Annotated in this window: 16 protein-coding genes; all 16 read left to right on the top strand. The window is 41.9% G+C overall.

The features are described 5' to 3' along the window. Positions 1 to 2 precede the first annotated feature (2 nt). A complete protein-coding gene (gene fliZ, locus ACQVGT_RS11975; RefSeq protein WP_015383667.1) occupies positions 3 to 662 on the top strand; it encodes a flagella biosynthesis regulatory protein FliZ in 660 nt (219 codons plus the stop codon). Next, positions 655 to 1,320: a flagellar type III secretion system pore protein FliP gene (fliP, locus tag ACQVGT_RS11970; protein WP_003245692.1), complete on the top strand. Its 666-nt coding sequence runs from the start codon at positions 655 to 657 to the stop codon at positions 1,318 to 1,320. The genes fliZ and fliP overlap by 8 nt, the downstream gene beginning before the upstream one ends. Before the next feature lie 14 nt (positions 1,321 to 1,334). Further along, a complete protein-coding gene (gene fliQ, locus ACQVGT_RS11965) occupies positions 1,335 to 1,604 on the top strand; it encodes a flagellar biosynthesis protein FliQ (protein ID WP_003220888.1) in 270 nt (89 codons plus the stop codon). Positions 1,605 to 1,611: 7 nt separating this feature from the next. After that, the gene (gene fliR / locus ACQVGT_RS11960) at positions 1,612 to 2,391 is read left to right on the top strand and encodes a flagellar biosynthetic protein FliR (protein WP_015383669.1); all 780 of its coding nucleotides are present in this window, start codon (positions 1,612 to 1,614) and stop codon (positions 2,389 to 2,391) included. Next, positions 2,391 to 3,473: a flagellar biosynthesis protein FlhB gene (flhB, locus tag ACQVGT_RS11955; RefSeq protein ID WP_015483227.1), complete on the top strand. Its 1,083-nt coding sequence runs from the start codon at positions 2,391 to 2,393 to the stop codon at positions 3,471 to 3,473. Before fliR ends, flhB begins: the two co-directional genes overlap by 1 nt. 32 nt (positions 3,474 to 3,505) lie before the next feature. Further along, positions 3,506 to 5,539 (top strand): flagellar biosynthesis protein FlhA, encoded by a 2,034-nt coding sequence (gene flhA / locus ACQVGT_RS11950; protein WP_003231947.1) that lies wholly within the window; start codon positions 3,506 to 3,508, stop codon positions 5,537 to 5,539. Then, positions 5,539 to 6,639, top strand: a complete 1,101-nt coding sequence (gene flhF / locus ACQVGT_RS11945) for a flagellar biosynthesis GTPase FlhF (RefSeq protein ID WP_015383670.1) — start codon at positions 5,539 to 5,541, stop codon at positions 6,637 to 6,639. The genes flhA and flhF overlap by 1 nt, the downstream gene beginning before the upstream one ends. Then, complete coding sequence (gene flhG, locus ACQVGT_RS11940) at positions 6,630 to 7,526, top strand: flagellum location/number ATPase FlhG (protein WP_080030667.1); 897 nt, start codon at positions 6,630 to 6,632, stop codon at positions 7,524 to 7,526. The genes flhF and flhG overlap by 10 nt, the downstream gene beginning before the upstream one ends. Position 7,527: 1 nt before the next feature. Then, positions 7,528 to 8,601, top strand: a complete 1,074-nt coding sequence (gene cheB / locus ACQVGT_RS11935; RefSeq protein WP_041517856.1) for a protein-glutamate O-methylesterase CheB — start codon at positions 7,528 to 7,530, stop codon at positions 8,599 to 8,601. A 5-nt stretch (positions 8,602 to 8,606) separates the two neighbouring features. After that, positions 8,607 to 10,625: a chemotaxis protein CheA gene (gene cheA, locus ACQVGT_RS11930; RefSeq protein ID WP_015483230.1), complete on the top strand. Its 2,019-nt coding sequence runs from the start codon at positions 8,607 to 8,609 to the stop codon at positions 10,623 to 10,625. 21 nt (positions 10,626 to 10,646) lie between these two features. Beyond that, the gene (gene cheW / locus ACQVGT_RS11925; RefSeq protein ID WP_003231938.1) at positions 10,647 to 11,117 is read left to right on the top strand and encodes a chemotaxis protein CheW; all 471 of its coding nucleotides are present in this window, start codon (positions 10,647 to 10,649) and stop codon (positions 11,115 to 11,117) included. Positions 11,118 to 11,135: 18 nt separating this feature from the next. Then, complete coding sequence (gene cheC / locus ACQVGT_RS11920) at positions 11,136 to 11,765, top strand: CheY-P phosphatase CheC (protein WP_003231935.1); 630 nt, start codon at positions 11,136 to 11,138, stop codon at positions 11,763 to 11,765. Further along, positions 11,762 to 12,262, top strand: coding sequence for a chemoreceptor glutamine deamidase CheD (gene cheD, locus ACQVGT_RS11915; protein WP_003244852.1), 501 nt, complete (start codon positions 11,762 to 11,764; stop codon positions 12,260 to 12,262). The genes cheC and cheD overlap by 4 nt, the downstream gene beginning before the upstream one ends. 22 nt (positions 12,263 to 12,284) lie before the next feature. Beyond that, positions 12,285 to 13,049: an RNA polymerase sigma-28 factor SigD gene (gene sigD, locus ACQVGT_RS11910; protein WP_003220911.1), complete on the top strand. Its 765-nt coding sequence runs from the start codon at positions 12,285 to 12,287 to the stop codon at positions 13,047 to 13,049. 28 nt (positions 13,050 to 13,077) lie between these two features. Next, positions 13,078 to 13,581, top strand: coding sequence for a swarming motility protein SwrB (gene swrB / locus ACQVGT_RS11905; RefSeq protein ID WP_014476819.1), 504 nt, complete (start codon positions 13,078 to 13,080; stop codon positions 13,579 to 13,581). Positions 13,582 to 13,724: 143 nt separating this feature from the next. After that, the gene (gene rpsB, locus ACQVGT_RS11900; protein WP_003220918.1) at positions 13,725 to 14,465 is read left to right on the top strand and encodes a 30S ribosomal protein S2; all 741 of its coding nucleotides are present in this window, start codon (positions 13,725 to 13,727) and stop codon (positions 14,463 to 14,465) included. Positions 14,466 to 14,475 lie beyond the last annotated feature (10 nt).

Here is a 14,475-nt window from a genome sequence, read left to right as displayed (position 1 = left end):
TGTTGAAAAAGAGTCAATGTTTTATCGTTTTTATTTGTTTTTTCGTTTTATTCAGTGTACATCCGATTGCTGCTGCCGCGGCAGACTCTGATAATTCAACTGTAAACGAATGGTTTCAAAAGAAAGATGAAAAAACTGCAGATAAGTCAGAGCAAAAGAAAGAAAAAACAACAAAAACTGCTGATGAGACGGAGGGAGCGGCTGCTCCTTCTGTCTCAGCTTTTGATTTTGTAAAGATGATTTTCGCTTTACTGTTTGTTATCGTGCTGATTTACGGGCTGGTTAAACTCATGAACAAAAGAAATCGGCTCCTAAAGCCTTTTCAATATGTTGAAAATATTGGCGGCACATCGGTCGGCCAGAACAGATCCATACAATTGATCAAGGTCGGGAAAAGTGTGCTCGTCGTCGGTGTAGGAGAGACGATCCAGCTGCTGAAAGAAATTGAGGATGAAAAAGAGATTGAAGTCATTCTCAGTCAGCATGAAGAGGCAATGTCAAGCAAAATAGAGTGGCAAAAGTTTGTGAAGCCGCTTAAGAGTTCTGAACATCAGCCGCAGCAAAAACTGCCTTCATTTTCAAAAGCATTAAAAGAGCAACTTGAAGAGTTAAAACAAAACCGTTCTGAAGGAAAGAAGAAAGGCCCACGTCATCATGAATGAGTTTATAAATATTTTCAGTTCAAGCGATCCGGAAAACGTAAGTTCAACTGTTAAATTACTATTATTGTTAACTGTATTTTCAGTGGCGCCTGGAATATTGATTCTTATGACTTGTTTTACTCGCATCGTCATTGTTCTGTCATTTGTCAGAACTTCACTTGCGACGCAATCTATGCCCCCAAACCAGGTTCTTATCGGGCTTGCGCTGTTTTTAACATTTTTTATTATGGCTCCTACTTTTTCAGAAATTAATAAAGAAGCGCTGACCCCATTAATGGACAACAAAATCAGCTTGGATGAAGCGTATACGAAAGCTGAGGAACCGATTAAAGAATTTATGAGTAAACACACAAGGCAGAAGGATCTGGCGCTGTTTATGAATTACGCAAAAATGGATAAACCTGAATCATTAAAGGATATTCCGCTAACAACAATGGTTCCGGCTTTTGCCATATCGGAGCTTAAAACAGCATTTCAAATAGGTTTTATGATTTTTATCCCTTTTTTAATTATAGATATGGTAGTGGCGAGCGTCTTGATGTCAATGGGAATGATGATGCTGCCTCCAGTTATGATTTCTCTGCCCTTTAAAATATTACTTTTTGTTTTGGTAGACGGCTGGTATTTAATTGTGAAATCTTTGCTTCAGAGCTTTTAGGGTAGGTGCTAAACGTGAGTTCAGAATTTGTAATTTCTATGGCGGAAAAAGCCGTATACGTAACGCTGATGATCAGCGGGCCATTATTGGCTATTGCTTTACTGGTCGGTTTAATTGTCAGCATATTTCAGGCGACAACTCAAATCCAGGAACAGACTTTGGCGTTTATTCCGAAAATCGTGGCGGTTCTCCTGGCTCTCATTTTTTTTGGTCCGTGGATGCTGTCGACGATTCTTTCATTTACAACAGAGCTGTTTTCTAATTTAAATCGTTTTGCAGGGTAATGTAGAGATGAATTCAATTATTGACTTATTTCCTGCTTTTTTATTGGTTTTTATTAGAATATCTGCTTTTTTTGTAACGATTCCGCTATTTGGACATCGAAATGTGCCAGCTGTTCATCGCATAGGGTTTGCTTTTTTTCTTGCGGTCATTTGTTTCAGCACCATTGATAAACCGCCCTCTTTGGAGATAGATGAGCACTATATGCTCTTGGCGTTTAAAGAAGCTTTGGTCGGCCTATGTCTGGGTTTAATTGCTTATATGATGATTGCCGCAGTGCAGATTGCCGGCTCGTTTATTGATTTTCAAATGGGATTTTCAATAGCAAACGTTATTGATCCGCAAACCGGTGCACAAAGTCCGTTGATTGGCCAGTTTATCTATACGATGGCACTTTTGTTTATGCTGAGTGTCAATGCCCACCATTTGCTGCTGGACGGTATTTACTACAGCTTTCAGTATATTTCAGTTGATCAGGCATTTCCGAATTTCGGCGATGAAAAGTTTGCCTATTTTATCGCGAAAAGCTTTAATGCAATGTTTATTATCGCTTTTCAAATGTCAGCGCCGGTTGTGGCCAGTTTGTTTCTAGTTGATTTAGCATTAGGTATCGTGGCTCGAGCTGTTCCGCAGTTAAATGTATTTGTGGTCGGTCTGCCTTTAAAGATCGCTGTCAGTTTCATCATGCTCATTGTATGTATGTCCGTTATCTTCGTCGTTGTCCGGAATGTTTTCAGTTTAACGATTGAAACGATGCGGAATCTTTTAGCATTGGTCGGTGTTTCTTAATGAAGCTTAGAGTTGACCTGCAGTTTTTTGCGGGAGAGAAGACAGAAAAAGCCACTCCGAAAAAACGGAAGGATACGCGAAAAAAAGGGCAAGTAGCCAAAAGCTCGGATGTCAATACCGCCATTTCTTTACTGGTAATATTCCTTTCGCTTATTGCAATTGGTCCGTATATGAGAGACAGGCTGCTGTCATTCATAGAAACATTTTATACCGAATCGCTCACAATGAAGCTCTCAGAATCAAATGTGCATACATTGTTTGTCAGCTTATTAAAGGATATGGGCATGATACTCGCACCGATCTTGCTTGTTGCTCTTGTTGCAGGAGTCGTAAGCAACTATATGCAGGTTGGGTTCTTATTTTCTGCTGAAGTGATACAGCCTAAGCTTGAAAAACTGGATCCGATCAAAGGCTTTAAACGAATATACAGTATGAGGGCGATTGTAGAGCTGATTAAATCAATTTTGAAAATCGTAGTCGTCGGTTTTGCGGCTTTTGCTGTGCTTTGGCTGCATTATGGAGAAATTCTCCGGCTTCCTCTCCTGACACCCGAAGAGGCACTTTCTTTCGTTTCAAAACTCACTTTGTGGATGGGACTAAGCGGTGCAGGTGCATTATTGATTCTTGCTGGTCTCGACTATTTATATCAGAGATTTGACTATGAGAAAAATATCAAAATGTCAAAACAAGATATAAAAGATGAGTACAAAAAATCTGAAGGAGACCCGATTATCAAGTCTAAAATTAAACAAAGACAGCGGGAAATGGCGATGAGGCGGATGATGCAGGAAGTTCCAAAAGCAGATGTCATTATCACAAACCCGACTCACTATGCGATTGCTCTGAAATATGATGAAGAAAAAATGGACGCTCCTTATATTGTTGCAAAAGGCGTCGATCACCTTGCGTTAAAAATCAGGAAAATTGCTAAAGAGCATGATGTCATGATGGTAGAAAACAGACCGCTTGCCCGTGCGTTATATGATCAGGTAGAAATTGACCAGGCAGTGCCGGAAGAATTTTTTAAAGTTTTAGCAGAAATTCTGGCTTACGTATATAAAACAAAACAAAAAGTATATTGAATTTTTCGATTTAAAAGGAGAGAAAAAACAGCATGTCAACAAGAGATTTATCCGTTTTAATAAGTGTTGTCCTCATTGTGGCGATGCTGGTGATTCCATTTCCTCCATGGCTGTTAAGTATTTTGATCATTATTAATATTTCTCTTGCGTTGATCGTGCTTCTCACCACAATGAATATGCAGGAAGCGCTTCAGTTTTCGATTTTTCCGTCACTGTTGCTGCTTTTGACCCTATTTCGTTTGGGCTTGAACGTCTCAACTACCCGTTCAATTCTTTCACACGGTGAAGGAGGGAAAGTCGTCGAGACTTTCGGAAATTTCGTTGTCGGCGGAAATGTATTAGTTGGACTCGTTGTATTTATCATCCTTATTATTATTCAGTTTATCGTCATTACAAAAGGTGCTGAACGTGTTTCCGAGGTTGCAGCAAGGTTTACGCTGGACGCAATGCCAGGGAAGCAGATGAGTATTGATGCTGATTTAAACGCAGGGATGATTACCGAACAGGAAGCGAAGCATCGCCGCGAAAAAGTGGCAAGAGAAGCAGACTTTTATGGAGCAATGGACGGTGCCAGTAAATTTGTAAAAGGTGACGCCATTGCCGGAATCATCATTGTGATGATCAATATTATTTTCGGAATCGTGATCGGAATGCTTCAGCAGGGCATGTCCATTCAAGAAGCTGCTTCACACTTTACGATGCTGACTGTAGGGGATGGAATTGTTTCGCAAATCCCGGCACTGTTAATTTCTACAGCTACGGGTATTGTGGTCACAAGAGCTGCCTCTGAAGGAAACTTAGGGCATGACATTACAGGCCAGCTGTTTGCGTATCCAAAGCTTTTATACGTCGCAGCAGCTACGATCATGCTTTTAGGTATTTTCACTCCGATCGGCATCCTTCTGACGGGGCCGCTTGCGGGATTGCTTGCTTTTGGCGCATATACACTATCTAAATCAGGTAAGGAAAAAGAAGAAGTGGATGAGATTCTTGAGGAAGAGGCTGAGGTGGACGAGCTTAAAAGCCCTGAAAGTGTTGTTCAGCTTCTGCATATAGATCCGATAGAATTTGAGTTTGGATATGGCCTGATACCGCTTGCTGATGCCAATCAAGGCGGTGATTTATTAGACCGAATTGTTATGATACGCCGTCAGTTGGCTTTGGAACTCGGGCTTGTCATTCCTGTCGTGCGAATCAGAGATAATATAGCGTTGCAGCCTAATGAATACCGATTGAAAATTAAAGGAAACGAAGTAGCAAAAGGCGAGCTGTTGCTTGATCATTATTTAGCGATGTCGCCTACTCCTGAGGACGATCTCATTGAAGGGATTGAAACAGTGGAGCCTTCATTCGGGCTGCCGGCTAAATGGATTAGCGAAGCGGTAAAGGATGAAGCCGATATGCTTGGTTATACAGTAGTTGATCCTGCATCAGTCGTTTCAACGCATATTACGGAGAAAATTAAGCAGCATGCCCACGAATTGATCGGAAGGCAGGAGACAAAACAGCTGATCGATCACTTGAAAGAATCGTATCCAGTCCTGGTTGAAGAGGTTACGCCGAATCCATTGTCTGTCGGTGATATTCAGAAAGTGCTTGCTAAGCTTTTAAAAGAAAAAGTTTCAATTCGAAACTTAGTAACGATTTTTGAAACACTTGCTGACTATGGGAAATTAACAACAGATTCTGATCTCTTGACAGAGTATACAAGACAAGCGCTTGCTAAACAAATTACAGCCCAGTTTGCCAAAGAAAATGAAGTGTTGAAGGTTGTTACTTGTTCCGGCCGTGTAGAAAAAGCAATAGCAGACGGTGTGCAGCAGACGGAACACGGGAACTATTTATCACTTGAACCAGATATTTCAGAAAGTATAGTGCGCTCTGTCGCTAAAGAAGCTGAACAGCTCTCATTACGTCAGGAAACCGCGATTCTTCTTTGCTCGCCGCCTGTCAGAATGTATGTGAAGCAGCTTCTGGAACGGTACTTCCCTGATCTTCCGGTACTCTCTTATAACGAACTTGAGGCGAATGTTGAGGTACAAAGCATTGGAGTGGTGGATATTTAATGAAAATAAAAAAATTTACTGCTGCTTCAATGCAAGAAGCGGCACTTCTCATCAGAAAAGAGTTAGGTAATGAAGCGGTCATATTAAATTCAAAAAAAATTAAAAAGCGAAAATGGTTTGGCCTCGTCAACAAGCCTGCTGTTGAAGTAATCGCCGTATTGGATCAGGACTTTCTTGAGAAAAAAACGCCTCAGAAGGCAGCTGAACCGAAACAAACATTAAAAACTCCGGTCAGCAGTCCGAAAATAGAGGAGAGAACATATCCCCCTCAAATTCCGGCGCAACAGGGGCTAGGTGATTTTTCAGCATATCAATCTGTACTTCCTGAGCCGCTGCGAAAAGCAGAAAAGCTTTTGCAAGAAACAGGGATCAAAGAGTCTACGAAAACGAACACTCTGAAAAAATTGCTTCGCTTCTCTGTTGAAGCAGGCGGCTTGACTGAAGAAAATGTTGTCGGCAAACTTCAGGAAATACTATGCGATATGCTGCCCTCAGCAGACAAGTGGCAGGAGCCAATTCATTCAAAATATATCGTTCTCTTTGGTTCAACTGGGGCTGGTAAAACAACTACACTGGCTAAACTCGCAGCCATATCTATGCTTGAAAAACATAAAAAAATCGCTTTTATTACAACAGATACGTATCGTATTGCAGCTGTTGAACAGTTGAAAACATACGCTGAACTGCTGCAGGCTCCTCTGGAAGTTTGCTATACAAAAGAAGAATTTCAGCAGGCGAAGGAGTTATTTTCTGAGTATGATCATGTGTTTGTTGATACAGCCGGAAGAAACTTCAAGGACCCGCAATACATTGATGAACTGAAAGAAACGATTCCTTTTGAGAGCAGCATTCAGTCATTTCTTGTTTTATCCGCGACTGCAAAATATGAAGATATGAAGCATATTGTCAAACGGTTTTCATCCGTCCCTGTCAATCAGTATATTTTTACGAAAATAGATGAAACGACTTCCTTAGGTTCTGTATTTAATATACTGGCAGAATCAAAAATAGGTGTCGGGTTTATGACAAACGGACAGAATGTGCCTGAGGATATACAAACTGTATCTCCACTTGGTTTTGTGAGGATGCTGTGCAGATGAACAGATATGACCAAGCAGCAACTTTACGGGCGAAAATGGAAAAACGTGAGCGCGTTCTGCCAATGGTTTATTCACAAAAAGCGAAGACACTTGCTGTCATCAGCGGCAAGGGCGGTGTCGGAAAATCCAATATTACCTTAAATATGGCACTTGCGCTGCAGGATAAAGGTAAGAAGGTGCTGCTAATCGACCTTGATATCGGGATGGGGAACATTGATATATTAATAGGAAATTCATCGTCTGCCACGATAATTGATGTTTTAACCGATCGTAAGCCTTTGCTCCAGTCATTATCCATTGGCCCAAAGGGTTTGCGGTATATATCAGGGGGAACCGGTCTTGATGTGATGTTTCAGCTCGATCAGAGAAAATGGACGTTTTTTGCCAATGAACTTTCTCATGCATTAAGCCAGTTCGATTATGTGCTGTTTGATATGGGAGCGGGCTTATCAAAAGATCAACTGCCTTTTATTTTATCAGCAGAAGATATTTTGATTATAACAACTCCCGAGCCGACGGCCATTATGGACGCATACAGCGCTGTCAAGCACTTGGTTTTGACAGAAAATAAGCTTTCAATGAAGGTGGCTGTCAATCGGTGCCGTGACCAAAAGGAAGGGCTTGACGCTTTTGCCCGCCTCTCCCGTACAATTCATATGTTTTTGGATGTTCAGGTTCAGTTTGCCGGTTCCGTTTCTGACGATGTGATCGTGAGCAAAGCGGTTGTCGAACAGGTTCCTTTTTTCATAAAAAGCCCTCAGGCAAAAGCCAGCCGGTCAGTCCGTATTTTAGCGGACGCCTTGTTTGAAAGAGAAGAAACGAGACACAAAGAAGACAAACAGACATTTATTGAGAAATTATCTTCTTTTTTAATGAGGAGGGCTTAATTTGATTCGTGTGCTTGTAGTTGATGATTCAGCTTTTATGAGAAAAATGATAAGTGATTTTCTGACCGAGGAAAAGCAGATAGAAGTAATCGGAACTGCGAGAAACGGAGAAGAAGCGCTTAAGAAGATTGAATTATTAAAACCGGATGTTATTACTCTTGATGTTGAAATGCCGGTCATGAATGGGACAGATACGCTCCACAAAATTATTGAGATTTATAACTTGCCGGTCATTATGGTGTCGAGCCAGACCGAGAAAGGTAAAGAATGCACAATTAATTGTTTGGAGATCGGTGCCTTTGACTTTATCACAAAGCCATCAGGCTCAATATCTCTGGATCTATACAAAATTAAAGAACAATTAGTTGAGCGTGTCGTCGCGGCAGGACTTTCCGGCAAGCGGAAACGTCCTGTTTCCCAGACAGTTCGGCCCGAACCTATTGTGCGTGCTGTCGTTAAGCCTGAATTAAGCAAACCGAAACCTGGCACGGGCAGACAAATTGTGTGTATCGGCACATCAACAGGCGGTCCACGGGCGTTACAAAAGGTGATCCCGAAGCTCCCTAAGGATTTGAACGCACCAGTGGTTGTCGTTCAGCACATGCCTGAAGGGTTTACTGCTTCTTTGGCTGATCGGCTGAATCATTTATCTGACATTCAGGTAAAAGAAGCAAAAGATGGTGAAGCAGCTCTTAACGGCTGTGTTTACATAGCACCGGGCGGAAAAAACATATCCGTTATTAAAAACAGCGAAGGACTCCAGATTGTGCTTGATAACCATGACACACCAAGCCGTCATAAACCATCTGCTGATTATTTATTCCGTTCTGTCGGGAAACTGACAGATTATGAAAAAGTAGCGGTTATCATGACCGGAATGGGCAGTGACGGCACTGCTGGGCTAAAGGACATGCTAACAGCCGGCAATGTGAAAGCCATTGCGGAGTCTGAAGAATCTTGTGTTGTATACGGGATGCCAAAAGCTGCTGTTAAAGCGGGTCTCATTCATGAGATTAAACATGTGGAAGATATCGCAGCATCGATCACAAGCTGTGTGAAAAAAGAGAGGGTGTGATTCAAATGGATATGAATCAGTATTTAGATGTCTTTATTGATGAGAGTAAAGAACATTTACAAACATGTAATGAAAAGCTTCTTCTTTTAGAGAAAGACCCGACTGATCTTCAGCTCGTACATGATATATTCAGGGCTGCCCATACATTAAAAGGAATGAGCGCAACGATGGGCTACACGGATTTAGCACATCTAACCCATCTGCTTGAAAACGTGCTGGATGCAATCCGAAACGGAGACATGGCAGTCACCTCAGACTGGCTGGATATTTTGTTTGAAGCTCTGGATCACCTGGAAGCAATGGTTCAGTCTATTATTGATGGCGGGGATGGTAAAAGAGATATCTCAGAAGTGAGTGCCAAGCTTGATGTGAATGGTGCGCACGCTGAATCCGCCGCCTCCGCAGAACCTGCAGAAGCACAGAGTTCAGCATCTGATTGGGAATATGATGAATTTGAACGCACAGTTATACAAGAAGCAGAGGAGCAAGGCTTCAAACGATATGAAATCAAGATTTCTCTGAACGAAAACTGTATGTTAAAAGCAGTTCGTGTCTATATGGTGTTTGAAAAACTAAATGAAGTCGGAGAAGTAGCCAAAACAATTCCAAGTGCTGAAGTGCTTGAAACAGAAGATTTTGGAACTGATTTTCAAGTTTGTTTCTTAACACATCAATCAGCGGAAGACATTGAACAATTAATCAATGGCGTGTCGGAAATTGAGCATGTTGAAGTCATTCAAGGGGCTCCTTTAACATCAGCTGAAAAGCCTGAAGAATCTAAGCAAGAAGATTCACCAGCAGCAGCTGTACCTGCGAAGCAGGAGAAACAAAAACAGCCTGCTAAAAACGATGAACAGGCGAAGCATTCAGCCGGCGGATCTAAAACAATTCGTGTCAACATTGACAGGCTTGATTCTTTAATGAACTTATTTGAAGAGCTTGTCATTGACCGTGGGCGTCTCGAGCAGATTGCGAAAGAGCTTGAGCACAATGAACTGACTGAAACGGTTGAACGAATGACGAGAATTTCCGGAGATTTGCAATCGATTATTCTGAATATGAGGATGGTCCCGGTTGAAACTGTTTTTAACAGATTCCCGAGAATGATTCGCCAGCTTCAGAAAGAGCTGAATAAAAAAATTGAACTCTCGATCATCGGTGCGGAAACTGAACTGGATCGTACAGTAATTGATGAAATCGGAGATCCACTCGTTCACTTGATCAGGAACAGTATTGACCATGGTATCGAGGCGCCAGAAACACGTTTGCAAAAGGGAAAACCGGAATCAGGAAAAGTTGTGCTTAAAGCTTATCACAGCGGCAACCATGTCTTTATCGAAGTAGAGGATGACGGCGCAGGCCTTAATCGCAAAAAAATTCTGGAAAAAGCGCTTGAGCGCGGGGTCATAACGGAAAAAGAAGCTGAAACCTTAGAAGACAACCAAATTTACGAATTGATTTTTGCCCCGGGGTTCTCAACTGCTGACCAAATTTCTGATATTTCCGGCCGCGGTGTAGGACTTGACGTTGTAAAAAACAAACTGGAGTCTCTTGGCGGTTCAGTCAGTGTGAAATCAGCCGAGGGTCAAGGCTCTCTATTCAGCATCCAGCTGCCGCTTACCTTATCTATTATTTCAGTTCTGCTGATTAAGTTGGAAGAAGAGACATTTGCCATTCCGATTTCTTCAATCATTGAGACAGCAGTTATTGACAGAAAAGACATTTTGCAAACGCATGACCGTGAAGTGATTGACTTTAGAGGGCATATTGTCCCTGTCGTTTATTTAAAAGAAGAGTTTAAAATAGAAGATACAAGAAAAGATGCGGAACAGCTCCATATCATTGTCGTGAAAAAAGGCGACAAACCTACTGCATTTGTGGTGGACTCCTTTATTGGCCAGCAGGAAGTTGTGCTGAAATCACTCGGAGATTATTTAACAAACGTCTTTGCAATTTCCGGAGCTACTATTTTAGGAGACGGAGAAGTAGCGCTCATTATTGATTGTAATGCACTGATTATTTAACCATTCGAGGAGGTGTCTCACATGACTGCAGAAATTAAAACAGGCGAAAAAATGATAGTCTTTATGGTAAATGGCAAAGAATATGCCATTTCCGTCACTCAGGTGAAATCAATTGAAAAATGGCAAAAGCCAACGAGGGTACCTGGCGTCGAACCATATATTTGCGGGGTAATCAATTTACGCGGGGTGGTGACTCCGGTTATTGATTTAAGAAAACGCCTGAATTTGCCAGAGTATGAAATTACCGATGAAACACGAATTATCATTATTGCTTATCGTGATATTGAAGTCGGCTGGATTGTGGATGAAGCGAATGATGTGATTACCGTACACGAAAGTGAAATAGAATCTGCTCCAGAAGGCGTTCAGAAAGATACGGATGTGTCGATCGAACAGATTGTGAAACAAGAGAACAGACTCTTAAATATTATTGATGCGAACGCGGTTTTGGATAAAGAATCATCTCAGTCCGCTGTGCCCGATCAAGCTTAATCTTAAAGGGGTTATGACATGAGTATTTTTAATGGAATCAAAGAAGAGCAGATGGACATTTTGCGGGAAGTCGGCAATATAGGCGCCGGCCACTCCGCCTCTGCAATGGCCCAGCTGTTAAATAGAAAGATAGATATGGAAGTCCCATTTGCAAAGCTGCTGTCTTTTGATGAGCTTGTTGATTTTTTCGGCGGCGCCGATGTCCCGGTTGCCAGCATCTTTTTAAGAATGGAAGGCGATTTAACGGGTTCAATGTTCTTTATAATGCCTTTTTTTCAGGCGGAGCAGTTTATCAGAGAGCTGATTGGAAACCCCGATTTTGACATAGAGGACTTAGGTGAAGACCACATGAGCTCATCCGCTTTGCATGAACTGGGCAATATTTTAGCGGGGTCATATTTAACAGCTTTGGCGGATTTGACGAAACTCCAGCTCTATCCAAGTGTTCCTGAAGTCTCATTGGACATGTTCGGAGCTGTGATCAGCGAAGGGCTGATGGAGCTCAGTCAGGTTGGAGAACACGCCATTGTTGTCGACACGTCAATTTTTGACCAAAGCCATCAGCAAGAGCTGAAAGCGCATATGTTTATGCTGCCGGACTATGATTCATTTGAAAAGCTCTTTGTCGCCTTAGGTGCATCATTATGAGTACAACTGAGGCTGTTGTTATAAAGGTTGGGATTGCTGACGTGAAGATCGCCCGCTTCCCGGACACCATTCGGACCTCTGGGTTGGGCTCATGTGTGGGGCTGGTGCTTTATGATAAAGAAAAGCAAACGGCGGGTCTTGTTCATGTCATGCTTCCGGATTCGACGTTATCGAAAACTGCCGAGCTCAACCGGGCTAAGTACGCTGACACCGCCGTACAGACCACGATTGATATGTTGATAGAAGCGGGATGCCGGAAATTTGCATTAAAAGCAAAGCTGGCCGGCGGATCAGAGATGTTTAAATTTAAATCGACAAATGATTTGATGAAGATCGGACCGAGAAATGTATTAGCGATAAAAGAACAGCTGTCTTTATTTAATATTCCTATTATTAGTGAAGATACGGGCGGCTCAAGCGGCCGGACGATAGAATTTGAACCGAAGTCCTGCATGCTGCATATTCGAACTGTTAAACAAGGTGAAAAAACGATTTAATTAAGGTATTAGGGGGATAACAATGCAATCCTTGAATTATGAAGATCAGGTGCTTTGGACGCGCTGGAAAGAGTGGAAAGATCCTAAAGCCGGTGACGACTTAATGCGCCGTTACATGCCGCTTGTCACATATCATGTAGGCAGAATTTCTGTCGGGCTGCCGAAATCAGTGCATAAAGACGATCTTATGAGCCTTGGTATGCTTGGTTTATATGATGCCCTTGAAAAATTTGACCCCAGCCGGGACTTAAAATTTGATACCTACGCCTCGTTTAGAATTCGCGGCGCAATCATAGACGGGCTTCGTAAAGAAGATTGGCTGCCCAGAACCTCACGCGAAAAAACAAAGAAGGTTGAAGCGGCAATTGAAAAGCTTGAACAGCGGTATCTTCGGAATGTATCGCCCGCGGAAATTGCAGAGGAACTCGGAATGACGGTACAGGATGTCGTGTCAACAATGAATGAAGGTTTTTTTGCAAATCTGCTGTCAATTGATGAAAAGCTCCATGATCAAGATGACGGGGAAAACATTCAAGTCATGATCAGAGATGACAAAAATGTTCCGCCTGAAGAAAAGATTATGAAGGATGAACTGATTGCACAGCTTGCGGAAAAAATTCACGAACTCTCTGAAAAAGAACAGCTGGTTGTCAGTTTGTTCTACAAAGAGGAGTTGACACTGACAGAAATCGGACAAGTATTAAATCTTTCTACGTCCCGCATATCTCAGATCCATTCAAAGGCATTATTTAAATTAAAGAATCTGCTGGAAAAAGTGATACAATAATGAATTTCATGGTTAGCGAGTGAAAAACATGTCAACACTATTATGGCTTTTAAGCTTTACGCTCCACGGCGTTCTTCTGTACGCTGTCATTATCCTGTATACGAGGCTCGCTGCAGTGAAAGAAACAGAAAAACAGCAAAAACAGATACTTGAAGAGACGGAAAACACCTTGGCGGCATTTCTGCTTGAATTAAAAGAAGAAAATGAGAAACTGATAGAAAATAAAGCTTCATCTGCAAGTCAATCAGATGAAGAATCCCAAAAGCCAGGCCTTCAGCCCTCTGAAACATATCAAGAGCGGGATCCAGTCCAAGAGGCAGAGAATCTTCCTGAACATATTGAAGGTCTGATTACAGAGGTTGACCGTCGGGAAGAGATCGTAAACAGTGAGGTCCAATCATTTGAAGACCAGGTCATAGAATTATATGAACAGGGATATTCGGCAAGTCAAATTGCCCAGAAAATGAAGAGCGGAAAGACAGAAATCGAGCTATTTTTAAAATTTCGCTCCAAAGGTGTAAAGGATTCTTGATTGTCGGATAAAGCTGTGTTATATTATGTCTTGGTGTTAAATACACACGCTTAACGATTTATGCAGAGGGTGCTGCAGGCGGCAGTTCTGCACAAAAATGACCTAAGCGGAGGAAAAAAACCATTATATTAGGAGGAAATAACATGTCAGTCATTTCTATGAAGCAATTGCTTGAAGCTGGTGTTCACTTCGGTCACCAAACACGCCGTTGGAACCCAAAAATGAAGCGTTACATTTTCACGGAGCGTAACGGAATCTACATCATTGACCTTCAAAAAACAGTCAAAAAAGTAGAGGAAGCTTACAACTTCACTAAAAATCTTGCTGCTGAAGGCGGAAAAATCCTTTTCGTCGGAACAAAAAAACAAGCTCAAGATTCTGTTAAAGAAGAAGCTCAACGCTCTGGCATGTACTATGTCAACCAACGCTGGTTGGGCGGTACATTAACAAACTTTGAAACAATCCAAAAACGTATTAAACGTCTTAAAGACATTGAAAAAATGCAAGAAAACGGTACGTTTGATGTACTTCCTAAAAAAGAAGTCGTTCAATTGAAAAAAGAATTAGAGCGTCTTGAAAAATTCCTAGGCGGAATTAAAGATATGAAGGATCTTCCTGATGCATTATTCATCATCGATCCTCGCAAAGAGCGCATCGCTGTTGCGGAAGCTCGCAAATTAAACATCCCTATCATCGGTATCGTAGATACTAACTGTGATCCAGATGAAATCGATGTTGTTATCCCAGCGAACGATGACGCTATCCGCGCTGTTAAACTTCTAACTTCTAAAATGGCAGATGCAATCTTAGAAGCGAAGCAAGGCGAAGAAGAAGCGGAAGTTGCTGAAGAAACTGCACCAGAAACAGAAACAACAACTGCGTAACCTATTCAAA

The organism is Bacillus sp. SCT118, from assembly GCF_058566435.1.
This window is presented reverse-complemented; position numbering and strand designations above follow the sequence as displayed.

What these genes read in the sequence shown, in the direction of transcription:
- fliP (WP_003245692.1), top strand. Translation starts at nt 655, where the DNA reads ATGAATGAGTTTATAAATATTTTCAGTTCAAGCGATCCGGAAAACGTA.
- fliR (WP_015383669.1), top strand. Translation starts at nt 1,612, where the DNA reads ATGAATTCAATTATTGACTTATTTCCTGCTTTTTTATTGGTTTTTATT.
- cheD (WP_003244852.1), top strand. Translation starts at nt 11,762, where the DNA reads ATGAGTACAACTGAGGCTGTTGTTATAAAGGTTGGGATTGCTGACGTG.
- swrB (WP_014476819.1), top strand. Translation starts at nt 13,078, where the DNA reads ATGTCAACACTATTATGGCTTTTAAGCTTTACGCTCCACGGCGTTCTT.
- flhA (WP_003231947.1), top strand. Translation starts at nt 3,506, where the DNA reads ATGTCAACAAGAGATTTATCCGTTTTAATAAGTGTTGTCCTCATTGTG.
- cheC (WP_003231935.1), top strand. Translation starts at nt 11,136, where the DNA reads ATGAGTATTTTTAATGGAATCAAAGAAGAGCAGATGGACATTTTGCGG.
- rpsB (WP_003220918.1), top strand. Translation starts at nt 13,725, where the DNA reads ATGTCAGTCATTTCTATGAAGCAATTGCTTGAAGCTGGTGTTCACTTC.
- flhB (WP_015483227.1), top strand. Translation starts at nt 2,391, where the DNA reads ATGAAGCTTAGAGTTGACCTGCAGTTTTTTGCGGGAGAGAAGACAGAA.
- flhF (WP_015383670.1), top strand. Translation starts at nt 5,539, where the DNA reads ATGAAAATAAAAAAATTTACTGCTGCTTCAATGCAAGAAGCGGCACTT.
- cheW (WP_003231938.1), top strand. Translation starts at nt 10,647, where the DNA reads ATGACTGCAGAAATTAAAACAGGCGAAAAAATGATAGTCTTTATGGTA.
- cheA (WP_015483230.1), top strand. Translation starts at nt 8,607, where the DNA reads ATGGATATGAATCAGTATTTAGATGTCTTTATTGATGAGAGTAAAGAA.
- sigD (WP_003220911.1), top strand. Translation starts at nt 12,285, where the DNA reads ATGCAATCCTTGAATTATGAAGATCAGGTGCTTTGGACGCGCTGGAAA.